Origin of the sequence: Thioalkalivibrio sp. ALE12 (genome assembly GCF_000381105.1) — a bacterium.
In the GTDB taxonomy this organism is placed as follows: Bacteria; Pseudomonadota; Gammaproteobacteria; order Ectothiorhodospirales; family Ectothiorhodospiraceae; genus Thioalkalivibrio.
Genome location: NZ_KB905910.1, coordinates 155,784 through 177,979 on the forward strand (window position 1 = coordinate 155,784; position 22,196 = coordinate 177,979).

Below are 22,196 nucleotides of genomic sequence, written 5' to 3' on the forward strand. Positions count from 1 at the left end.
TCCCGCCGCGCGGGCACAACCATTCGAGTTTCTCTGGGAGGTCCCATGCGAGCAGTGGTGTTTGACGAACCCGGCACCGCCGAGGTCCTGCGCCTGGACGAGGTGGCGGAACCGGCGTTGACGGCCCCCGACCAGGTCCGTGTCCGGATGCTGGCTGCCGGCGTCAACCCGGTGGATACCAAGGTGCGCGGCGGCGGCATGATCGTCCCCGGCGCCCCCCGCAACACCCCCGGTTGCGATGGCGTCGGCATCGTCGAGGAATGCGGCAGCGCGGTACACCACGCGCGGCCGGGGCAACGTGTGGCCTTCTGTTTTGGCGGGGTCGGCGCCGATCCGGGTACCTACGCCGAGCAGGTGGTGGTGCCGGAGGCCGCGGTGGTCCCGGTACCCTCGGCGGTGTCCGATATCCAGGCCGCGGCCTTGCCACTGACCTGGCTGACCGCGTGGGAGGCCCTGTTCGAGCGGGCCGATCTGCAGCGCGGACAGAGTGTGCTGGTGCATGCGGCGGCCGGTGGCGTGGGCCAGATGGCGGTGCAGATCGCGCGCGCGGCTGGCGCCCGGGTGCTGGGGCTGGTGCGGCGCGACGAGGCCGCCGCCATCGTTACGGCTCTGGGCGTGGATGTCGTCGATCTCCGCAAGCCCGACGCCGAGGAGACGATTCGCCAGTACACCGATGGTCGGGGCTTCGATGTCGTGCTGGATACCGTGGGGGGCGAGACCTTCCGCGAGGGCCTGGCCCAGGTGGCCTATGGCGGCGACCTGGTGACCCTGCTGGCACCCCCGGCGGATGTCGACTGGAACCCCGCGCGGTTGCGCAACCCGAGTATCAGCCTGGAACTGATGCTGACCCCGATGCTGGAGAACGATCGCCGGCGCCTGAAGCACCAGGGGACCCTCGTGGCCGAGGGCCTGGCCCGGCTGGCCAGCGGGCGGTTGCAGGTCAATGTCGAGGACACCCTGCCCCTGGCCGAGGCGGCCGAGGCCCACCGCCGCATCGAGGCCGGCGGCCGCCGCGGCAAACTCGTCCTGCGCATCCCCGAATAAGCGGGTCTTGCAACCATCAAGAAGGGCAAGGGCGGTCTACAGGAAGACGCGAAGATTGGAAGAGGGATTGGGTTGAAACGCAGGAAGCATGGCGGGCGGTTTGGGAATCGCGGTCTCCAGCCAATCCCCTACCCCAAAAACCCTTCCCGTCTTCCCTTCTTCCTGTAAATCGCTCTTGCCCTTGCCCTGCTTCGTGTCTTCGTAGCGGACTCCTGAAGCGCATGGGGCCGGGGGTTAGCTGCCGAAGAGGTGGCTGAAGACGCGGGCGCCGCCGATGTAGGTGCCGGCGGCGGAGCCCAGGGTGGTCAGCAGGAAGACCAGCAGCACGCGCGAGACGCGGTTGCGCCACCAGCCGCGCGGGGTGGTGGTGTCCTGGCGCAGGCTGGCGAAGTCGGAGACCCGGGGCTTGCGCAGGAACAGCTCGGCCGCCGCCGCGACAAAGCCCACCCCGATGGTGGGGTTCAGCGAGGTCAGCGGGGCGGCCAGGGCGGCGGTGAGCACGGTCAGTGGGTGGGCCAGCGCTACGATCGCGCCGATCGCCGCCAGGCCGCCATTGATCAGGACCCAGTCGGTGACCATCTGCACCCCGATGTCCGGGTTGCGCGAGAAGCCGATGGCGAAGCCGGCCAGGATGACCCCGATCACCACCCACGGGATGACCTTCGGCCAGCGCGCCTTGGGCGGGGCCTGGTCGAGCGCCTCGAGGATCGCGTCTGGCGGGGTCAGGTGATCCTCGGCCTGTTCGGCAATCCCGGGCAGGTGCCCGGCCCCGACCACGGCGAGGATGCGGCGGGTGTCCGGGTTGGCCGCGAGCCGGCGCAGGTGGGCGGCCATGTAGTGGTCGCGCTCCTCGATCAGCGTGCGGTAGAGATCCTCGGACTGCTCGGCAAACTCGCTGAAGGTGGACTCCAGCATGTCGCCTTCCTTGAGCCGCTCGATCTCCGATTCGTCGATCTTCTCGCGCGACAGCACCGAGCCGAACAGGCCGCCGATCAGCCCCATGCGCTCCCACCAGCGTACGGCGCGGTAGGTGCGGCGCAGGGTCAGGCCGATGTCGCGGTCGATCAGGGCCAGCGGCAGGCCGCGGTCCAGGGCGCCGTCCATCGCCGCGCGCATCTCGGCCCCCGGCTCGATGCCGTACTGGTCGGCCAGGCGTTGTTGATAGGCGCCCAGCGCCAGGCTGGCGGCGATCATCGGGGCCTGGCCCTTGCGCATCACGCTGAACAGGTCCATGCGGCCGATGGCATCGGGATCCAGCATGGCGCGCTGGCGGCTCTCGCACAGCTCGATGGCGACGCTGTCGAAGGCGCCGGTGTCCACCAGCGCGCGCACCTTGTCGGCGCTGGCGCGCGAGACGTGCGCGGTCCCCAGCACCACGACCTCGGTGTCGCCCAGCTGCAGGACGCGGTGGGGTTCGTCGGCGATCAGTTCCTGGACGGCGGGATTCATGCGTGGCGGGCTCTTGCTCCGGTGGGCGGGCGTATTCTACGGCGAATGCGTGCGGCCCGCAGCGCCGGAAGGGGGCGTTGCGGGGAGGCGGTCAGGGGGTCTCGGGTTCGGCTTGCGGCACGTCGGCGGGCGGGGTCGCCTCGTCGGTCGCGGGCAGGGGTTCCGGCACGCGCAGGCTCTCCAGGCGCTCGATTACCCGCAGGGCGCGCTCGTGGGCGGTGATCAGTCCGGCGTGGTCGGGGGCCAGGTCGAGCCCTTCCTGCCAGTGCTCCAGGGCCTCTTCGATGCGCCCGGCGGAGTAGTGCCCGCGCCCCGCTTCCAGCAGTTCCTCGGCGCGTGCGTCGCGGCGTTCGCGCCATTCCTCGCACAGCACGCGGTGCGCCCGCTGCGCGGCCTGGTCCGGGCCGGAGGCGTCGGCATCGGGGGTGATCTCGCTGCGGCACCAGCGCGCGGCCGTGGCCAGGTCGTCGGCCTCCAGGGCCTGGCGCAGGCGTGCGTTGATGGTGGAGCGCGGGACCTCGTCCTCGACCGCGGGGGCCTCGGCCTCGCGCAGTTCCTGCTCCAGTTCCGCGATGCGCCGCGCGCGTTCCGAGGCGGGTGCCAGGTTCTGGGCCAGGCGCAGCAGCTCCAGGCGTTCCTCGCCCTCGGTATCCGCGGCGTAGCCGTCCAGCGACCGGGCCAGGGGGTCGCGGCGCTGGGCCAGGCGGTCGGGATCGTCCGGCAGCTGTTCGCTGCGCCGCACCAGCGGACGCATCACCTCCAGCAGGCGCAGCTGCTGGACCAGGGCGCGGGCCTCGAGGATGTCGTGGCGTTGTTCCAGGGTCTGCAGGCCGACTTGCCGCTGGCGCTCGAGTTGCTCGATGTACTGGCGCCGTTCGCTGGCGGGCGGCAGCTTCTGCTCGGCGTCCTCGAGGATCTCCAGGGCGCGGGCCACGGCGCCCTCGGCCGAGGCGGCGCGCGCCTCATCCATGGCCGCGGCCGCGGCGGTCTCGGCCGCGCGCTCGATTTCCTCACGGCGCTCGGTCCATTCCGCTTGCGGTTCCGGCTCGTGCTGCTCGATCAGCTCCAGGGCGCGCTGGTAGTCGCCGGCCTCCAGCGCGCGCTCGATGCGCTGCTCCGGCGGGGCGAAGGGGTCCAGGGCCGCGCAGCCCTGGACCAGCAGGACCGCCAGCAGGATGCCCGCGAGCGGGAGGAGGCCGCCGCGTGTGGTCATGCGCGGTCCAGGACCCGGGTGACCGGAACGGCCTCGCTGACGCCGTGCAGCTCGTGGGTGCCCCAGTCTTCGGTGCGGAAGTGTCCCTTCACCTGCTCGTGCTCCATGAATGCGGCGGTCGTGACCAGCCCGCCGGGGGGCGCGACCGTGACCAGGCGGGCGGCCAGGTTGACGGTGTCGCCGACTACGGTGAACTGCATGCGGTCCTCGGCCCCCATGTTGCCGGCCAGCATCTCGCCGGCGTTCAGGCCGATACGGAATTCCACCCGGGTCTCGCCCCGGCGTTCGCGTTCGGCATTGATCGAGGCGACGGTTTCCAGCAGGGCCAGGCCGGTTTGCACAGCGGTCAGACGGTGGTTGCCGGCGTCCGTCCCGAGGCCGAAGACCGCCATGGTACAGTCGCCCATGTACTTGTCCACCGTGCCTCCGTGACGGGCAATGCATTCCGACATCGGGCCGAAGAATTCGTTGAGCATCCGGCCCAGGGCCTCCGGGCTGCAGCGCTCTGACAGCGCCGTATAGCCCTGGATGTCGGCAAACAGGACCGAGCCCTCCACCGCGCGCCCGCCCAGCTCGACCCGGTCCAGGTTCTCCAGGATGTCCTGGGCGATGGCGTCCGATACGTAGCGGCGCAGGGCGGCCTCGACCTGGTCCTTGCGCAGCAGGTCGCGCGCCATGTCGTTGAAGGCATCGGTCAGCTGGGCGATCTCGTCCTGGCGCACCATGGGCAGGGGGTTGCCCTCGGCGTCCATCGGCCGGAAGCGCGAGCGCATGCTCTCGGCCAGGCGTTCCAGCGGCCGCACCAGGCGCTTGCTGATGTCGATCGCCAGCAGCAGGCTCAGCAGGAAGACCCCGATGGCCGTGGCAATCCCGGCATTCAGGGTGTTGCGGATGAGTTCCTGCATGGGCGAGGTGTCGATATAGGCCTCGATGTAGCCCACCTGCACATCCTGGAAGAGGACTTCGCGGCGGTACGGTTCCACCGTGGGCGCCAGGGGCCACACGCCGTCGGTGAGAGACTGCTCCGGCGGGGTTCCGGCACGCGCGACCTGGCCGCGATCGATCGCGTAGGCGGCGATGGATTCGACCCGCCCCTCCTCCACCAGCGAGTTCAGCAGGGTCTCCAGGGTCAGGTAGTCCTCCGCCAGCATCAACTCGGCCGAAGTGCGCGCGACCGGCGCCACCGTGATCTCGGCCTGGGCGCGAATCTGGTTGTCCAGCACATTGCTGACCTGGTTCAGCACCACGGCCGACAGGGTCACGATCCCGGCCAGCGTAAGCCCGGCGATGGCCGCCACGATCTTCCATGCGATCGGCAGATAGCGGGGCGTGAAGTCGGCCCCGCCGACATTCAGGCGGGCGCTGACACCGCGCTTGCGCCGCCCGATCACGAGGCGTCCTCGCGTGGTGCGAGCCAGGGGGCCAGCCAGGCCCGCCAGTCGGCGAGCAGGGCGGAGGAGCGGGCCGCTACCGCGGAACGCTTGGCCAGGGAGCGACCGAACACCGGGCGGCCCCCGAGGTCGCACATGGCCCCGCCCGCGCGGGCGAGCATCAGTCCGCCGGCCGCGCTGTCCCAGGGGGCCTGTCCGCCATGCAGGTACAGATCGGCGCGCCCGGCCGCCAGCCAGGCCCACTCCAGGGCGCAGGCCCCGAGGTTGCGTTGCGACCGGAACGGGGCATGGCTGGCCAGTTCGCGCGCCAGTGGGGCGTCCAGCCGCTTGTAGTCGACCAGGGCGATGGCGCGTTTCAGCTCCGGGACCGGTGGTCGCCGGGCCGCCGGCGGGGTGGCGGCGTTGAGCTCCAGCGCGGTGTCCTCGGTCGCGGTGAACAGTTCGTCGCGAACCGGGTCGTAGGTCGCCCCGTGGGTGACCCGGTCGCCTGCAATGCGGGCGATGGAGATGGCGAAGAAGGGCATGCCGCCGGCGAAATTGGAGGTGCCGTCGAGCGGGTCCACCAGCCAGAAGGCCGGGGCGGTCTCCAGGACCTGTGCCTGTTCCGCGCGCGCCTGCTCCTCGCTCAACACCGGTTCGCGCTGCCCGTGCTGGCGCAGCAGCTCGCGCACCCGGGCGTCCACCGCGTGGTCGGCCTCGGTAATCACGCTGCCGTCGGACTTGTAGTCCACGTCGATGCCGGCTTCGAAGCGCGGCAGGAGTTCTTGCTGTCCGATCACGCGCAGACCCCGGGCGAGATCGGAAAAGGGGATGGAGGTGGCAGTCATGCAGCCCTGGCAACGCCGATTGCGGAGTGAGTGAGCCGGATGCGGCCCGGTCGGCCCGGGCGAACTCGGCTACGAATGTGCTTATCATACCGGTCCATGACCGGCTTGATCATAATCCTCGCCCTGGCACTGGTCGCGTTCTACGTGAATGACACCTGGCGGGCCAACGAACGGGCCCGTCGGGTGGGGCGCCAGGCATGCGAGCGGGCGGGGGTTCAGCTGCTGGATGCGACCGTCGTGCGCATCGGTCAGCGCCTCACATGGGGCGACCGCGGCCTGGCCCTGGAGCGGCGCTATCGCTTCGAATTCTCCGCCGACGGGGCGGGTCGCCACCCCGGCGAGATCTCGCTGGAAGGCCGGCAACTGAAGCGTGTGACCCTCGACTGGCCGGATGGCGGGCGGGAGTTCCAGGGGCCGGAGCGCGACGACCCGAGCGCGGGTGGCGCAGGGTGACGCTCAACGAACTGCGTTATGTGGTGGCCGTCGCCGATGCCCGTCACTTCGGGCATGCGGCCGAGGCCTGTCATGTCAGCCAGCCGTCGCTGTCGGTCGCGGTGCGCAAGTTCGAGGAGGAGCTGGGGGTCACGCTGTTCGAGCGCGGCCGGGGCGAGGTCACCGTGACGCCGGCGGGCGAACAGGTCCTCGCGCAGGCGCGGCGCGTGCTGGCAGAGGTGGAGCAGTTGCGTTCGGTTGCGGTGCAGAGCCAGGACCAGCTGTCCGGCCCCCTGCGGCTGGGGGCGATCTACACCATCGGGCCTTACCTGCTGCCGGAGCTGATCCCGGCGCTGCGCGAACGTGCCCCGAACATGCCCCTGGTGATCGAGGAGAACTACACCGGCCGGCTGCGTGAACGGCTCAAGCAGGGCGAGCTGGACGCGATCATCATCTCGCTGCCGTTCGAGGAGCCCGGGGTGGTGACCCTGCCCCTGTACGACGAGCCATTCATGGCCGTGCTGCCGGCGGCGCACCCGCTGAAGGACAAGGATCCGCTGCGTCTGGAGGATATGGCCGATGCCACGCTGCTGATGCTGGGCGCGGGCCATTGCTTCCGTGACCAGGTGCTGGAGCGCTGCCCGGACTGCCAGCGGACCGTAACCGCGGACGGCAGTACGCCACGCAACCTCGAGGGCTCCTCGCTGGAAACGATCCGCCACATGGTGGCCTCGGGGATGGGGGTCACCATTCTGCCGTGTACGGCGGTGGGGGCGGATCGCTATGCCCAGCGCCTGCTGGCCGTGCGGCGTTTCGAGGATCCGGCCCCCAGCCGCCGGGTGGCCCTGGCCTGGCGCGCCAGTTTTCCGCGCCCGGAGGCCATCGAGGCCCTGCGCCGGGCGGTGTTGTCGACCCCCCTGACCTGCGTCGATTTCATCCAGCCCGGCTCGGGTCAGGGCCACCCGGATTGACCCGCCCGCGGCGGGCGGATGTCAGTTGCCGGCCAGTACGCGGTTGCGGCCGGCCTGCTTGGCGGCGTACAGGGCCTCGTCGGCGGCTTGGTAGGCCGACTGCAGAGTGGTATTGGGCCCGATGCCGGCCACGCCGATGCTGGCGGTCACCTTGACCGCGCCATCGCTCTCGAGCGTGGACTGGTCGCCTGCCGTGGCGGCGGTTCGCAGCGCGCCAATGGCCAGGCGGATGCGCTCGGCGCATTCCATCGCACGGCTCAGGTCGGCACCGGGCAGGACCGCCAGGAACTCCTCGCCGCCCATGCGCACGCACAGGTCGGATTCCCGGGTGGTGCTGCGCAGGGTCTGCGCGACCAGACGCAGGATGTCGTCCCCCACGCTGTGGCCGTATTCGTCGTTGATCTGCTTGAAGTGATCGAGATCAATGGCCAGCACCGACATGGGCCGCCCCTGGCGGCGGCAGTCGGCCAGCCAGCGGGCGCCCTGTTTCTCGAATGCGCGGCGGTTGCCCAGGCCGGTCAGCTCGTCGGTCTCCAGGTTCTCGTTCAGGCGCTTGAAGCGCAGGGCATTGGCAAGCGCCGGAGCGGCCAGGCCCAGCAGGGCCTCGATCAGTTGTTGTTCGTCGTCGCTGAAGCGGCGCCCGCGCATCAGGATCAGCGAGCCCATGGTTTCGCCGTTCGCGCTCATCCCGTATTCGATGCGATGGCGATCCTCGTCGCCGCCGGACCAGGTCTCGTCGCTCTCCTGCAGGATGAAGAACCAGCCGCTGTGGTGAACCTGGGCATGCAGGTGTTCCTGCAGACGGGCGAGGACCGTGCCCAGCTCCAGGCTGGATGACAGCGACTGGACAAACGCCAGGGCGTCAAAGGGGGTGCCGGCATCGCCGGTGGTCTTGCCCTTGGCGGATACCAGTCGCAGGTTGTGGGCGTTCCCGTCGCGGTTCATGGCTGTCTCGCTCGCAAAGATCCTGGGGTCGAAGGTAATGCGAGATCCGTGCCATCGATGAAAATAACCTGGGAAACAGTGACTTGTTTATCCTTCTGGTGTGCGAAAGACGGAATTCCGTCGGATTTTTGCCGCTTCCGGCAGGTGATGGCCGCCCGGACCGGCAAGGGGCGGCAATATCCTGACGCTAGGCGCCTCTCGGATTTGGGCGATCGTCGCGAGCGTTGTGGGAGATCAGTCCCAAATCCGACAGGCTTCTCTAGTGTCGGCCGCCGAGTCCCGGGCCATGACCGGACTACATGAGCGCGCCCTTCGCTTGCCCTACACTGCGCGACATGATTCGACTTCAAGATATCGAGCTGCGCCGTGGCCGACAGGTCCTCCTGCAGCATGCCAGTCTGACCGTACACGCCGGCTGGCGGGTGGGCCTGACCGGTGCCAACGGCTCTGGCAAATCCAGTCTGCTGGCTGCGCTGCAGGGTGAGCTGAGCCTGGATGCCGGCGAGATCGACCGGCCCGCCGACTGGGTAGTGGCGCACCTGCCGCAGGAGGTCCCGGGGAGCGCGCGTTCAGCCGCGGACTACGTGCTGGATGGCGACGCCGAGTTGCGCGACCTGCAGGCGCGCCTGGAGCAGGTCGCCGACGGCGCCGAACAGGCGCGCCTGTATGCGGCCCTGGATGCGATCGACGGCTGGACGGCGGACGCCCGGGCGCGGCGGCTGCTCGCGGGGCTGGGCTTTGCGCCGGCCGATGCCGACCGGCCGATGAGCGACTTCTCCGGCGGCTGGCGCATGCGCCTGGGGCTGGCGCGCACGCTGATGACGCGCTCCGATCTGTTGTTGCTGGACGAGCCCACCAACCACCTCGATGTCGAGACCATCCTGTGGCTGGAGGACTGGCTGGCGCGCTACCCGGGAACGGTCATCGTGATCGCGCATGACCGGCGGTTTCTGGATTCCGTCTGTACCCATATCGCGCACATCGAGCGCGGGGGCATCGCGCTCTATGCGGGCAGCTATACCCATGCCGAGGCCAAGCGCGCGGAGGCGATCGCCCAGAGCGAGGCGGCGGCCGCGAAGGTCGCGGCCGAGCGCGCACATCTGGAGGATTTCGTGCGCCGCTTCCGGGCCAAGGCGAGCAAGGCGCGCCAGGCCCAGAGCCGCCTGAAACGCCTGGAGCAGCTCGACGAGGTCGCCGTGATTCGGGCCGCACGGCCGATCCACCTGGAGATCCCGACCCCCGAGCGTCTGCCGGACCCGCTCCTGGCGCTGGACCATGCCGAGGTGCGCTCCGGAGACCGCACCCGCCTGCATGCGACGAGTTTACGTCTGCGGCCGGAGGACCGGATCGGTGTTCTGGGGCCCAATGGTGCCGGGAAATCGACGCTTCTGACCCTGCTGGCCGGCGAGCTGGCGCCCACCGCCGGCGAGCGCCGGGTCGAGCCGAGCCTGAAGGTGGGCTATTTCGCCCAGCACCAGAGCGAGCAGCTGGATCTGGGCGCCTCGCCCCTCGTGCATCTGCAACGCCAGGATCCGCGCGCCGAGGAACAGCGGCTGCGCAACTTTCTCGGTGGCATGGGCTTTCCCGGGGAGAAGGCGGATGCCCCGGTTGGCCAGTGCTCGGGCGGGGAGCGCGTACGCCTGGTGCTGGCGCTGCTGATCTGGCAGGCACCTTCCCTGCTGTTGCTGGACGAGCCCACCAACCACCTGGATCTGGATATGCGCGAGGCACTGGCCGAGGCGCTGGAGAACTATGCCGGCGGGCTGGTGGTCGTGGCGCATGATCGCGAATTGCTGGCGCGGGTGTGCGACCGTTTCTGGCGCGTCGAGGACGGCCATCTGAGAGATTTCGACGGGGACCTGGATGACTACGCCCGGGAACTGCAGGCGCGCGAGCGCGAGGCCTTTGCCGCGAGCGAACCCGGCACCGGTGAATCGGCAGCCCGCAGCGCCCCGGCCCCGTCGCAGAAGGAGCGGCGCCAGCAGGCCGCACAGGCACGGGCGGCGCTCAAGCCGCTGAAGCAGCGCGCGGACCGCGCCGAGCAGGAATGCACCCGGGTGCAGGAGCGCCTGGAGGCCCTGGAGGCGGAGATGGCCGATCCTGCCCTTTACGAGGGAGAGGCGGCGGATCGCCTGGCGCAGCTGACCCGCGAGCAGGGGGAGCTGCGCGCCCGGCTGGAGTCGCTGGAGGGCGAGTGGATGGAGGCGCTGGAGGCCCTGGAGGCGGCACAGGCCGAGCCGACGGAGTGAGAAGCGATTCAAAGACCAACCCTTGAGATCGGGTATTGCGAGGTCTATATAGGAGGGGAATGCACCGGAACGAGGAGTGACCCCATGAATGCACAGGAACTGAATCGTCGCTGTGTCGAGCTCTTTCACCACCCGGATGCAAAGCTGCATTGCTGGCACCCGCGCATGTTCTGGGAGACCCACATGCTGGAGAACCCGAAGCCGGAAGACCTGCAGGAGCCGAAGGTGGATCTGCGCGAACTGGAGGTGATGCTGGCCGAGGCCGCGCACGAGCCCTCGCAGTGCGCCGAGGAACTGGAGCAGGAGGAGCCGGGCCGGGCCACGCTGATCCGTCACATGATGGAGCGCGGCGAGATGCCGCTGCTGCACCGGCCCCACTGATCAGCGTTTTCTGAATGGCTTGGGCCCCCAACGGGGCCCGGGACTCCGGATGCGGCGTCCCGCTTGCCGACCCCGGTGGTCCCGACTGCCGGGGTCTTTTCGTTCGGGGTATCCGTCCGGACCTTCCGGGGCTACTACTGGCGGATGAAATCCGAGAAATACAGTGCGGCGATCCGCGGGGAGCCGGTGATCTCTTCGAGCAATTCGTTCAGCTCGTCCGTGGCCTGGTTGCGCAGATCCTCCCGGGCGCCGCTGCCGGTCAGGCTGTCGGGGCTGCGGCCGCCGAGGATGTGGATCAGGCGGTCGCGTACGGCGGGGATGTGTTCGCGGATGGCCCGGGCATCTTCCAGATTGTGGCCCTCCAGCTGGATGGAGGCCTGCAGGTAGCGTCCGCGATCGGCGGCCTCCATGTTCACGACCACGGGTTCCAGGGTCACGTAGTGGCTGTCCAGATCGTCCACGGCAAGAGCCAGGGGGGCAAGCAACAGCAGGAGAAGCCCCGACAGGGTCGGGGGCAGGAAACGAAGGGGGCTCGAGGTCATGGTGCGTGCTCCGGGGCGGTTTGCGTGCTGGAGGCGATCCAGTCGCCGCGTCGATGCGGCTCCTGACCGAAGTATGCCACCAGGTGATCATAGATGGCGGGCAGCCGCTCGCGCAGCCGCGCGGGCTCGAAGAAGAAGGACTCCACCGCGACCGCCAGGAACTCCTCCGGGGCTGTGGCCGCGTACGGGTCCAGCGGCAGAGCCGACTCGTCGACCGTGCCGGCCTCCACCGCCTCGACAGTCTCCACGAAGCGGTCGAAGGCGCGGGAGAAATCCTCGGTCCAGGCGCGTGTGGACTGTCCGCGGGGGAGCGGGGGGAAGCCGTTGACCTCGCCGTTGCCGGCGTCCAGCACATGGGTCATCTCGTGGACGACCACGGCGCCGTCGCGTTCGACGTCATTCCACGACAGGATCACCGGCCCGCGCTCCCAGGCCTCGCCGGACTGGGGCATCGCGCCCTGATGCACGATGCCCGCCTCGTCTACCCACTCGTGTTCCGGCACGAAGGTATCCGGATAGAGGATCAGCGTGCGCCAGTCCCGGTACGGCGCCAGGCCCAGCTCCAGGATCGGGAGTGCCGCGTAGGCCGCGATCACCTGGCACTGCCACGGCTCGGGTTCCGCGGCGATCCCGATGAACTCCTTCTGCGCGAGGATCTGCCCGATCAGTTCGCGCAGCCGGGCGCGTTCCTCCGGTGTGAGGCGGGCGATGAACGGCACCCGCTGGCGCATGGCCTCCCACTCGTCGTTGTCGAGGGGGACCGCCTCTGGTTCCAGTCCGGCGAACGGTCCCAGCAGGCGGCGGAACAGGCCTCGCAGCGGGAATTGCGGTGTCGAGTTCATCGCCCGATCGTCGCATGTTTGGCCGTGTCGCGTCCGCCTGCGGCAAAGGCTTGCCGGTGGCGGTTAAGGATTGCCGCTGTGCGGCCGTTAACCCTCTCGGGAATCCGTCCCGTTGAGGAACATCCATGCATATTGCCGATTATTCCATGCAGTTCTCGAGCCAGCGCCTGGCGCTGGAGGCTACCCGGCGCGAGGTGCGCCTGACGGTGCGCGAAGGGGGCGGGGCCGCGCCCCCGGCGGAGCCCCGCCAGGGCGCCGGGCTGCCTGGACTTGTGAGCCCGGACCGGGGCGAACGGCCGGCCCCGGCCTCCGTTGCGGCCCTGCGCGCGCCCTTCGTGGGCGTGGCCCCGGCGGACAGTGAGCTGACGTCTGTGGACCAGCTGCGCACCGAACTGCTCCGGCTGATCCTGGAACGTTTTACCGGGCGCGAGATCCGCGTCGTGGACCCGGCGGACCTCCGGCCCGACGCGAACGCGGATGCGAACCCGCCGGCATTCCTCGAACCGCCCGCAGCCCGGCCCCCGGGCGCCCCGCGTGCGCCGGGCGGCCTTGCCGTGGCCTGGTCGGTGGAGCAGACCCGGGTGGAGATCGAGCGCACGGCCTTCCAGGCCCAGGGGCGGGTGCAGACGGCCGACGGCAAGACCATCGAGATCGACATTGCCCTGACCATGAGTCGCGAGTTCGTCGAGCACACCCGTATTCAGGGCGGTGTCGATGGCGAACTGCATGACCCGCTGGTGATCAATTTCGATGCCCCGGCGGCGGCATTGACCGAGACCCGTTTCGAATTCGACCTGGACGCCGATGGCTCACCGCAGCAGGTGGCCTTCCTGCAGCCCGGAAGCGGTTTTCTGGCCCTCGACCGATCGGGCAGCGGGCAGGTCGATGATGGCTCCGAGCTGTTCGGGCCGCTGACCGGGGACGGCTTCGCCGAACTGCGCCGCTTCGATCACGACGGCAATGGCTGGATCGATGCGGCGGACCCGGTCTATGACCGCCTGCGCGTCTGGACCCGCGACGCCCAGGGCCGCGATCAGTTGCTGGCCCTGGGCGAGGTGGGGGTGGGGGCGATCTACCTCGGACATGTCAGTACCCCCTTTGACCTGCGCCATGGCGGTGACAACAGCCTGCTGGGCCAGGTGCAGTCGACCGGCGTCTGGGTGGCCGAGGATGGCCGCAGCGGCAGCGTGCAGCAGATCGATCTGACGGCCTGACGGAACGCGGAGGCTCGTTCCTGCGTCGAGGGTTGTATAACGGCTACTCTGTGCTTTCGTCCACTCCCCGCGAGCGACCCGGCGCATGCGATTCGAGACCCTCTTGTGTTGGCGGCGGTCGGACCGACCGCCCCTGAAGCGCCCGCTGCCCGCCACCTGCATGTCGCGGGGGGGCGGCCGCCTGTCCCTGCTCATGATCCTGGCCGTGGGACTGGCCGGCTGTGGGGGCGAGTCTTCCGAAGCGGCTGACGAGCCCGCTGGCGAGGCGGCGACCCCGATCGCGGCGGTGGAGATGCAGCCGCGGGACCTCTCGCGCGAACTGCGACTTTCCGCGCGGGTCGAGCCGCGGGCGCGGGTGCGCCTGGCGGCTCGTACGGATGGCGTGGTCAAGGCGGTCCATGTCGAGGAAGGCGACCGCGTCGGGCAGGGCGATATCCTGGTCGAGCTGGACGTGGCCGAGGAGCGCGCGGAGCTGGCGCGTGCCGTGGCGCACGCCGAGGAGGCGCGGCTGGAGTACGCCCGCAGCGCCGAGTTGCGGGACGAGGGGATTGCCAGCCGCGCCAGCTACGAACGGGCCCGCGCCGCGCTGCGTTCGGCCGAGAGCGAGCAGGCCCTGTGGCAGGCGCGGGTCGACTACGGGGCGCTTGCTGCCGGCCGCGACGGCGTGATTACCGAGCGGATGGTGGAGCCTGGAGAGGCCGTCGCGGCGCGCGATGCGCTGCTGGAGCTGGTCGATATTACTACGCTGGTGCTGCGACCCGGGGTGTCCGAGCTGGACGTGCGCGACCTGGTCGTGGGCCAGGACGTGCCCATTCGGCTGGATGCCTTTCCTGATACTGACTACGTCGCCGAGATTCGTCGCATCTTCCCGGCGGCCTCGCCGGATTCCCAGCAGGTGACGGTGGAGATCGCGCTGCCGGCCGAGGCCGCCGACAACGGCGTGCGTCCGGGTAACCTCGCACGCATCCGCATGACCGTTGATGAGCGCCCGAACGCCCTGGCGGTGCCGGCCGCGGCGATCGGCGAGGACGATGACGCGCGCTATGTGTACGTGGTGGTGGATGAACAGCTGGAACGGCGCACGGTCGAGACCGGTGTGACCCGGGGCCCCTGGACCGAGATTACCGAGGGTCTGGAAGAAGGCGAGATCGTGCTGGCGACCAATCCGATCGACATGCGCGAGGGTCAGCGGGTGCGCATTGTCGGCTGGCGGGGCTAGGGCATGGCCGATGCGGGGGACTCCCAGCGCCCACACGGGCGGGTGACCAGCTTCTCCATCCGCCGGCCGGTCGCGATCATGGCGCTGGCCTCGGTGGTGATCGTGCTGGGCATGTTCTTTGTCGACCGCCTGCCGGTGGACCTGCTGCCGCATGTCGAGTACCCGCACATCCGGGTCACGGTGAACCACCCAGGCACCGCCCCGGAGGTCATGGAGGAGCAGGTCACACGGGTGCTGGAACGCAATCTTGCGGCGACCGAGAACCTGACCCGGATCTACAGCCGCGCCTCCGAGGGGCGCACCAACGTCAACCTGCTGTTCGAGTACGGGACCAACCTGGATCTGGCGTTGCAGGATGCGGCGCGTCACCTCGAGCTGGCGCGCACCCAGTTGCCGGACGATTTCGAATCCCTGCGCCTGTACAAGTTCGACCCGTCGCAGGACCCGATCTGGGAGGCCGGCTTCTCCTCCACCGTGCGTTCCGAGACCGCGGTGCGTGACTGGGTGGAGCACGAGCTGGCCCCGCAGTTGATCGCCATCCACGGGATCTCCTCGGTGGAGGCCTCCGGCGGCCAGCAGCGCGAGCTGGAGGTGATCCTCGACCAGGAACGGGTGCGCGGCTACGGCCTGTCGCTGGCCGCGATCAGCGAGACGCTGGCGGACGAGAACCGCGAGGTGGCCGGTGGCTGGGTGACCTCCGACACCTTTGATGTGATGGCCAAGACCGAGGGCCTGTTCACCTCCGAGGACGATGTGCGCAACGTGCTGATCCCGCTGCCGGGGCCGCAGTCGGCGCATGTGCGCCTGGGCGAGCTGGCCGAGGTGCGCGACGGCCACCGCGAGCAGCGCCTGTTCATCCGCCTGGATGGCACCCCGGCCGCGCGCGTATCGGTATTCAAGCTGCCGGAGGCCAATACCGTCGAGTCGGTGGATGCCGTGCGCGGGACGCTCCAGCGGCTGGAGCGTTCCGGGTTTATCCCCGAGGACATCCAGTGGGAGGTGGTCAGCGACTCGGCCCCGTTTATCCGTGGCGCGGTGTCCTCCGTGGGCACCGCTGCAGTCCTCGGTGGCGTGCTGGCGATGCTGGCGGTGTTCCTGTTCCTCGGCAGTCTGCGCAAAAGCTTCATCATCGGGCTGTCGATCCCGATCGCGCTGATGGCGACCTTCGCGATGATGGGGCTGGGCGGATTGACCCTGAACATCATCAGCCTGGGCGGGCTCGCGCTGGGCGTGGGGCTGCTGCTCGACAACGCGATCGTGATGCTGGAGAACATCTACCGCCATCGTGACAAGCTCGGGAAATCGCCGGAGCAGGCCGCCCATGACGGGGCGGGCGAGGTCGTGTCGGCGGTCACCGCCGGCACGCTGACCAACCTGGCCGCGGTGCTCCCGTTCCTGCTGATTACGGGTATCGGCGCGCTGATCTTCCGCGAGCTGATCCTGACGCTGTCGTTCGCGATCATCGCCACACTGGCCGCAGCGATCACGCTGGTGCCGATGCTGGCGGCCCTGCTCGCGCGCATCCGCTGGGAGAGCGGGCTGGACCGGACCTGGCTGCTGCGCGGCTTCGACCGCGGGGTGCAGGGCCTGCGCCGACGCTATCGGCGTCTGCTGCCGAAGGTGCTGCGCGCGCGCTGGGTGGTGCTGGGCGCCGCCGGGGTCCTGTTGGTCGGCGCCATCCAGGTCGGCGGGGAGCTGGGCACCGAGTTTCTGCCGCAGGTGGACGATGGTCAGGTCAGCGTGCGCATGGTCCTGCCGCCGGGTACACCGCCGCACGAGACCGATGCCGCCGCCCGCGACATCGAGGCCGCACTCGAGGAGCTGCCGCATGTCGAGAGCGTGTTCGCCATGGTCGGCGGGCATCTGGGGGGTGGCGTGGTCAACGAGCGCCCGGGGACGTCCAATCTCACGGTGCAGCTCACCCCGGCCGGACAGCGTGAAATGACCGCCGGGCAATGGGTGGCCGAGGCACAGGCGGCGATGGACGAACTGGACCTGCCCGGGGCGCGGATTACCGTGCGCCCGCCGCGTATCGACGGGTTGCAGTTCAGCGTGACTGGCGACGACCTGTCGATCGGCGTGGTGGGGGCGGATCTGACCGAGATGCGCACCATCGCCCGCGAGATCGCGGGGCGCCTGGAGGGCATCCGGGGCCTTGAGGGCGTCGAAGTCGGGCGCGAGGACCAGAGCCCGATTCTGCGCGTACACGTGGATCGCGAGCGCGCGGCCGCGCTGGGCCTGCAGGTGGGAACGGTCGGTCAGGCGATCCGCGATGCGGTGGAGGGTGCGGTACCGACCCAGTATGTACGCGATGACCGCGAATACGACTTGCGCGTCCGCCTGCCGCGCGAGGATGTACAGGACACGGCCACACTGGGACGGATGATCCTGTTCCGTGATAACGGCGATCCCGTACGGCTCGCCGACGTGGCCGAGTTCGGGATCGGCGAGGGGCCCGCTCATATCGAGCGCGAGAACCAGAGCCGGGTGGTGCGGGTGAACGGCGATATCAATACCGAGGTCAGCGACGTCGGTTCGGTGATGGCCGAGGTCGAACAGCGTCTGGCCGAGGTGGAGGTACCCGAGCACTACAGCCTGCTGATCGGGGGCGAGTGGGAGACCATCCAGGAGACGCAGCGCGAGATGGCCACCGTCGTGGCGCTGGCGATCTTCCTGGTCCTGGTGGTGCTGGCGGTTCAATACGAGCGCCTGGCCAATCCGCTGGTGATCGTGGCGGCGGCCCCGCTGTCGCTGATTGGAGTGGTCGCGATCCTGTGGGCCACGAACACGCCGGTCTCCGCGCCGGTGATGATCGGCGCGATCCTGCTGATCGGGGTGGTGGTGAACAACGCGATCCTGCTCGTCGAGTACATCGAACAGGGCCGTCGACGACGCGGCCTGAGCCCGGCGCGCGCGGTGGTGGAGGCGGGTGCACTGCGCCTGCGTCCGATCCTGATGACCACCCTGACCACAGTGCTCGGCATGTCGCCGCTGGCCATCGGCCTCGGTGAGGGTGCGGAGATCATGCGCCCGCTGGCGCTGACCGTGGTCGGCGGCCTGATCGCCGGGATGATCCTGACGCTGCTGGTGGTGCCCTGCCTGTACCTTGTGGTGAACCGCGCCGCGGAGCGCGTAAAGGGAACGCTGACAACCCGGTCACGTGAGCCCTCGGATATGGGGGCGATCAGTTAGGATGCCCGGCATCCGGAACATCACGAACGACGAGGAGAACGGGATGAGACGCGTAATCGGAAGTGGCGCAGTGCTGTTGGCGATGCTGGCGGGAGGGGTACCCGCGCAGGCCGACGAACTGCATACGGTCGAGCAGCTGAGTCAGGCGCCGGCGGAGCTCGAGGGCGAAGAAGTGCGCCTGGAGGGCATCGTCGGGCGGGTGAACGAGGACATCATGGGCCGCAACTTCATCCACTTCGTGGACGGCACGGGAAGCGAGGGTGATTACATCACCATCACCTCCACCGAGCTGCCCGAGGTGGGCGACCGCGTTTCGGTCACCGGAACGCTGATCCTGGATCGTGACTTCGGGGCCGGCTACACCTATCCCGTGATCATCGAAGGCGCCTCGTTTTCCGAGGAATAGCCGCATGCCGTGACGGTGCATGTTGGAGGACTCCGACATGCACCCTGGCCGCACAAGGGAGTGCGGCTTTCAGACGTCCCATGGAGGGGGGCGATGTCCATCAAGAACCTGCTGTTACGTTTCGTACTGCTCTATTTCTCGCTGACGATCGTCGCGATGTTCGCAATCGCCCATTTCCATCTCGAGCAGTTCGGTACAACGATCGGAATGGGGATTCTGGGCCTGGCGGTGGCGTGGCCCTGCGAGGCCTTCGGACGCAGGAACGGCCGCTATCTGTCGCGCGCCGAGAAGTGGCGGGTGATTGCCGTCATGGTCGCTGTGCTCCTCGGTACGCAGCTTTCCCTGGCCTTCCTGGTGCTGTGGGCCGACGGCACAGTACTGGACAGTTTCATGCTCGCGGTCCTGGGCGTTGTCGCGTTGTTATATGCCGGCTTTGTGGTGGCGATGGTCAATCTCACCGGACGCCAACTGCGCAAGCGCGGTTTGGTCGGGGGAGAAACCGCGGGATAGCCCTACGGCCGGTCAGTCGCACAGGTGGCGCTTGAGCCACTCGAGGCGCTCCTCTGGCCAGTCCGCGGCCGTGACCGCATGCCAGGCGTCGATGTAGTGCTCGGTGGCGTAGACATGGCCGTAGCCGCGCGGGGCAGCATCGCCGATGGTAACGTCCACCGCCAGTTGCAGCATGGTGACCACCGGGTACCACGTCAGGTCTGCTGACACGTCCGGGCCGCGCGGGTGCTGCATCCACTCGGGCTTGCGGTACAGCGCCTGGGGCTCGAAGAAGGTGACCGGGTCACTGGCGTACTGCAGGTAGACGATGCGCATCGGGCCCCATTCGGCGCCGGGGATATCCAGGTGGTTCTCCTGGTTGGTGAAGCGCACCACCGAGCTGTCGCGAAAGCGCGGCAGCCAGGCCGGGGAGTCCGGCTGGCGCTGGCGCGTGATGTCGCGCCAGGTCTCGCTACGAAACGGCGGGCCGGCCCACAGCGCGCCGGAGAACGGATCGCCGATCACGTCGTACAGATCCGCGGCGCGCTCGGAGTTCAGCGCGCCCAGACTCAGGCCGTAGAGGTACAGCTCCGGGCGGGCGTCCGCCGGCAGCTGCTTCCAGTAGCCGTAGATCTCCGCGAACACCGCCTGGGCCGTCTCGTGGCCGTACTGCGACTCGGCCATCAGCGACAGCCAGCTGGGCAGGTAGGAGTACTGCACGGCCACGGTTGCGACATCGCCGCCGTGCAAATACTCGACCGGCTGGATCGCGCGGTTGTCCACCCAGCCGCGCCCGGTGGGGGTGGCCAGCACCAGCACCGAACGGTCGAAGGCATTGACCCGCAGCATCTCCTGCAGGGCCAGCCGCGCGCGTTCCTCGATGGTCTCGGCGGCATTCAGGCCTACGTAGACGCGAATCGGGTCCAGGGCCTCGCCCGCGGCGAAATCGCGGATCGTGCCGGCATCCGGTGCCTGTCCGACGAAGCGCTGTCCCTGGCGCCCGAGCCCTTGCTCCCAGCTGACCAGCGAGGCCGGGCTGCCCGTACGGAACGTCGCCGTCGGTTGTTCGACCCCCGGGTATTCGCGCACGTCGAACTGCTGGAAGCTGCGGTCCGCGGTGCGCAGGCCGTATTCCAGAATCACCCCGTCAATGACCGCCCAGAACACCCCGGCGGCGACCAGCACACCGATCACGTTCGACAGCCGGCGCGGGATGAAACGGCGCAGATGGCGGGCGAGAAAGCGCACCAGCAGCTGAAACAGCCGTCCGACCGCCAGGGTGGCGGCAAACACCGCCGCCGCGATCAGCCCGAGTCGGATCGGGAAGCCGCCGTCTACCGGCTCCTGCTCCATCAGGGCGCGGATGCTGTTCTGCCACTCGGTGGCCTGCCACAGGAAGATCAGCACGATCAGCACGGCGCCGCCCCCGGCGATGACCACCAGGGTGTTGTGCGTGCGCTCGCCGAATTCCGGCAGCTCCAGATAGGACCAAAGCCAGTGGAAGAACACGCCCAGCCCGTAGCCGGCCGCCAGTGACAGTCCGGACAGGATGCCCTGTACGTCGTCGGTACGCGGGATCAGGCTGGGGGTCAGCGACGCGGCAAAGAACAGCGTGGCCAGGATCAGCCCCGGAATCGACAGGGTCCCGAGGATACGGGTGGCCCAGCCGGGCCAGATGAAGCGCCGCAGGCGGGTTTGCAGGCGGGCGACGATGGACATCGCGTGAGCACTTCCTTGATGAACAGAAGGGCTTATCCTGTTCGCCCGCTCGGGCGGGTTCAAGTCTCCACCGTGAGCGCCGGCCCGCTTTGGAACCTACTGGGCGTTGTCGCCCGGGCTGCCAGCGTCGGCGTGGCGAAAGCGGAAGCAGCCCTCGACCATGCGCAGGGCCACGCCGAACAGCGCGACCTGCAGCAGGAGCCCGCCGGTGGCGGCGCCCAGTGCGAGGCCGGTGGCCAGCCCCAGGGCCATCAGCAGCATCAGCAGGGTGGCGGCGAGGCGGCTGCGCAGCCAGCCGCCGACCAGCGCCAGCAATGCCACGAGTGTGCCTTCGAGCATCGTGGGCATGTGCTGCACCAGCACGCCCAGCATCACCACGATGACCCCGGCGAAGACCAGGACCCAGCCGGCCACCCGCGCCAGGCGGCGGGCCTGCTCGGTGTCATGGATGGATTGCAGCAGCAGGAGCAGGTCGGCGCCGGCCCCGGCCCAGTGGCGCGATCGCGATTCGTTCATGTGACCACGGTACTACAGCGCCATGACGCCCGGGTGACAGGATTGGCGCGCGGTTATCGCCGGGTCAGTATGGACTCGAGATCGAAGGCCTCGGTCGCGGTTGCCCCGGACTCGGCCTGTTGCACCGAGCCATGGTCCGACCAGTGCAGCAGGCTGAGGTGGCCCGAGCGATCTTCCACCAGGGCCGTGCAGTGCTCGACCCAGTCACCGTCGTTGCAGTAGAGGATGTCGCCGAACGCCTGGACGTTCGGCTTGTGGATATGGCCGCAGATGCAGCCATCGAAGCCGCCCTTGCGCGCGGCGGTGACGGCGGCATGCTCGAAACGCTGGATGTATTCCCGCGCCGCCCCGCTCACGCGGGTCTTGAGCCAGGCCGACAGGGACCAGTACGGATGCCCGAGGCGGCGTCGGATGGTGTTCAGGTAGCGGCTGCCGCGCAGCAGCAGGTTGTAGCCAAGATCGCCCAGGGCGTGCACCAGGCGGCTGTGGCGTACGAGCCCGTCGAACTCGTCGCCATGCGTTACGCGGAAGCGCCGGCCATCGGCGGTCCAGTGCACCAGTTCGCGTTCGATGCGCACGCCGCGGATCTCCGAACCGACAAAGCCGCGCACCAGTTCGTCGTGGTTGCCGGGGATGTAGATGACCTCGACTCCGTGCAGGGCGAGCGACAGGACCTGCTCGACCACCGCCGCCTGGGTCGCGTCCCAGAAGATGCGCCGGCGCATGGCCCAGATGTCGAATACATCGCCGACCAGTACCAGGCGATCGCAATTGACTTGGCGCAGCAGGTCCAGCAGGTAGTCCGCGCGGCACTCCCGGGTGCCCAGGTGCAGGTCGGACAGGAACAGGCTGCGGCAATCCAGGGTGGCCATCGCGGGCTCCCGCTCGGGGTTTTGCCGAGCATCGCGCATCCGGATGACGTCGCCATGGCGCTGCAGTGACGATTGCGTGATCCGCGGGTGTTAGCCTAGGGCCAGAGGACCAGCAGCCAGATCAGGGTGGCGTTGGCAAAGCCCAGCAGCACGGCGGCCGATCCCATGTCCAAGGGAGACGCTGATTGAATCGCACGTCCGCGTTGGTGCCCCCTGTTTCCCGAGACAAGGCGTGTCGTGCAGCGGGTAGTGGTTCTACCCGCAAGCGGCGCAACGCAGGATC

The 22,196-nt window shown here is 69.0% G+C and carries 20 protein-coding genes; 10 read left to right on the top strand and 10 right to left on the bottom strand.

Translation table 11 applies throughout. The features are described from left to right. Positions 1-45: 45 nt before the first annotated feature. On the top strand, positions 46-1,044 hold the full coding sequence (locus F614_RS0110485) for a zinc-binding dehydrogenase (protein ID WP_026329850.1): 999 nt from the start codon (positions 46-48) through the stop codon (positions 1,042-1,044). A 234-nt stretch (positions 1,045-1,278) separates the two neighbouring features. Here the strand turns inward: F614_RS0110485 and F614_RS0110490 are convergent, their stop codons facing one another. From F614_RS0110490 to F614_RS0110505, 4 genes are all read right to left on the bottom strand, one after another. Further along, positions 1,279-2,493, bottom strand: coding sequence for a TraB/GumN family protein (locus tag F614_RS0110490; RefSeq protein WP_018881594.1), 1,215 nt, complete (start codon positions 2,491-2,493; stop codon positions 1,279-1,281). 91 nt (positions 2,494-2,584) lie between these two features. After that, positions 2,585-3,706 carry a hypothetical protein gene (locus F614_RS0110495; RefSeq protein WP_019558863.1) on the bottom strand — a complete coding sequence of 374 codons (1,122 nt, stop codon included), beginning with the start codon at positions 3,704-3,706 and terminating at the stop codon, positions 2,585-2,587. After that, a complete protein-coding gene (locus tag F614_RS0110500) occupies positions 3,703-5,097 on the bottom strand; it encodes an adenylate/guanylate cyclase domain-containing protein (protein WP_018866730.1) in 1,395 nt (464 codons plus the stop codon). The genes F614_RS0110495 and F614_RS0110500 overlap by 4 nt, the downstream gene beginning before the upstream one ends. Continuing rightward, a complete protein-coding gene (locus F614_RS0110505; protein ID WP_019558864.1) occupies positions 5,094-5,924 on the bottom strand; it encodes an inositol monophosphatase family protein in 831 nt (276 codons plus the stop codon). The genes F614_RS0110500 and F614_RS0110505 overlap by 4 nt, the downstream gene beginning before the upstream one ends. Positions 5,925-6,020: 96 nt before the next feature. On the opposite strand from F614_RS0110505, the gene F614_RS0110510 reads away from it, so the two are divergent. Continuing rightward, positions 6,021-6,377, top strand: a complete 357-nt coding sequence (locus F614_RS0110510) for a DUF3301 domain-containing protein (RefSeq protein WP_018881597.1) — start codon at positions 6,021-6,023, stop codon at positions 6,375-6,377. Further along, the gene (locus tag F614_RS0110515; RefSeq protein WP_018866733.1) at positions 6,374-7,327 is read left to right on the top strand and encodes a hydrogen peroxide-inducible genes activator; all 954 of its coding nucleotides are present in this window, start codon (positions 6,374-6,376) and stop codon (positions 7,325-7,327) included. The genes F614_RS0110510 and F614_RS0110515 overlap by 4 nt, the downstream gene beginning before the upstream one ends. Positions 7,328-7,348: 21 nt before the next feature. Here F614_RS0110515 and F614_RS0110520 read toward each other — a convergent pair whose 3' ends face one another. Continuing rightward, on the bottom strand, positions 7,349-8,272 hold the full coding sequence (locus F614_RS0110520; protein WP_018866734.1) for a GGDEF domain-containing protein: 924 nt from the start codon (positions 8,270-8,272) through the stop codon (positions 7,349-7,351). 335 nt (positions 8,273-8,607) lie between these two features. Here F614_RS0110520 and abc-f point away from each other — a divergent pair, with 335 nt between their 5' ends. Both abc-f and F614_RS0110530 read left to right on the top strand, forming a co-directional pair. Continuing rightward, positions 8,608-10,521: a ribosomal protection-like ABC-F family protein gene (gene abc-f / locus F614_RS0110525; RefSeq protein WP_018882864.1), complete on the top strand. Its 1,914-nt coding sequence runs from the start codon at positions 8,608-8,610 to the stop codon at positions 10,519-10,521. Positions 10,522-10,605: 84 nt separating this feature from the next. After that, positions 10,606-10,902: a hypothetical protein gene (locus F614_RS0110530; RefSeq protein ID WP_018866736.1), complete on the top strand. Its 297-nt coding sequence runs from the start codon at positions 10,606-10,608 to the stop codon at positions 10,900-10,902. Between the two features lie 134 nt (positions 10,903-11,036). On the opposite strand, the gene fliL is transcribed toward F614_RS0110530, so the two are convergent. Both fliL and F614_RS0110540 read right to left on the bottom strand, forming a co-directional pair. Next, positions 11,037-11,444 (bottom strand): flagellar basal body-associated protein FliL, encoded by a 408-nt coding sequence (gene fliL / locus F614_RS0110535; protein ID WP_018876905.1) that lies wholly within the window; start codon positions 11,442-11,444, stop codon positions 11,037-11,039. Further along, on the bottom strand, positions 11,441-12,286 hold the full coding sequence (locus F614_RS0110540) for a zinc-dependent peptidase (protein WP_018878470.1): 846 nt from the start codon (positions 12,284-12,286) through the stop codon (positions 11,441-11,443). The genes fliL and F614_RS0110540 overlap by 4 nt, the downstream gene beginning before the upstream one ends. Before the next feature lie 125 nt (positions 12,287-12,411). Here F614_RS0110540 and F614_RS0110545 point away from each other — a divergent pair, with 125 nt between their 5' ends. The 5 genes from F614_RS0110545 (at position 12,412) to F614_RS0110565 (ending at position 18,827) form a co-directional block, all read left to right on the top strand. Then, a complete protein-coding gene (locus tag F614_RS0110545) occupies positions 12,412-13,500 on the top strand; it encodes a hypothetical protein (RefSeq protein ID WP_018881599.1) in 1,089 nt (362 codons plus the stop codon). Between the two features lie 160 nt (positions 13,501-13,660). Further along, on the top strand, positions 13,661-14,719 hold the full coding sequence (locus tag F614_RS0110550) for an efflux RND transporter periplasmic adaptor subunit (protein ID WP_019558865.1): 1,059 nt from the start codon (positions 13,661-13,663) through the stop codon (positions 14,717-14,719). 3 nt (positions 14,720-14,722) lie between these two features. Next, positions 14,723-17,911: an efflux RND transporter permease subunit gene (locus F614_RS0110555; RefSeq protein WP_019558866.1), complete on the top strand. Its 3,189-nt coding sequence runs from the start codon at positions 14,723-14,725 to the stop codon at positions 17,909-17,911. A gap of 43 nt (positions 17,912-17,954) precedes the next feature. Then, positions 17,955-18,317, top strand: coding sequence for a hypothetical protein (locus F614_RS0110560; RefSeq protein WP_026279231.1), 363 nt, complete (start codon positions 17,955-17,957; stop codon positions 18,315-18,317). A gap of 93 nt (positions 18,318-18,410) precedes the next feature. Continuing rightward, positions 18,411-18,827, top strand: coding sequence for an ABZJ_00895 family protein (locus tag F614_RS0110565; protein ID WP_019558867.1), 417 nt, complete (start codon positions 18,411-18,413; stop codon positions 18,825-18,827). Between the two features lie 12 nt (positions 18,828-18,839). On the opposite strand, the gene F614_RS0110570 is transcribed toward F614_RS0110565, so the two are convergent. The 3 genes from F614_RS0110570 to F614_RS0110580 all read right to left on the bottom strand — a co-directional run bounded on the left by F614_RS0110570 (position 18,840) and on the right by F614_RS0110580 (position 21,913). Then, on the bottom strand, positions 18,840-20,525 hold the full coding sequence (locus F614_RS0110570; RefSeq protein WP_019558868.1) for an alpha/beta-hydrolase family protein: 1,686 nt from the start codon (positions 20,523-20,525) through the stop codon (positions 18,840-18,842). 96 nt (positions 20,526-20,621) lie between these two features. After that, positions 20,622-21,041, bottom strand: a complete 420-nt coding sequence (locus tag F614_RS0110575) for a hypothetical protein (RefSeq protein WP_018877119.1) — start codon at positions 21,039-21,041, stop codon at positions 20,622-20,624. Positions 21,042-21,094: 53 nt separating this feature from the next. Further along, complete coding sequence (locus tag F614_RS0110580) at positions 21,095-21,913, bottom strand: UDP-2,3-diacylglucosamine diphosphatase (protein ID WP_018866746.1); 819 nt, start codon at positions 21,911-21,913, stop codon at positions 21,095-21,097. Positions 21,914-22,196 lie beyond the last annotated feature (283 nt).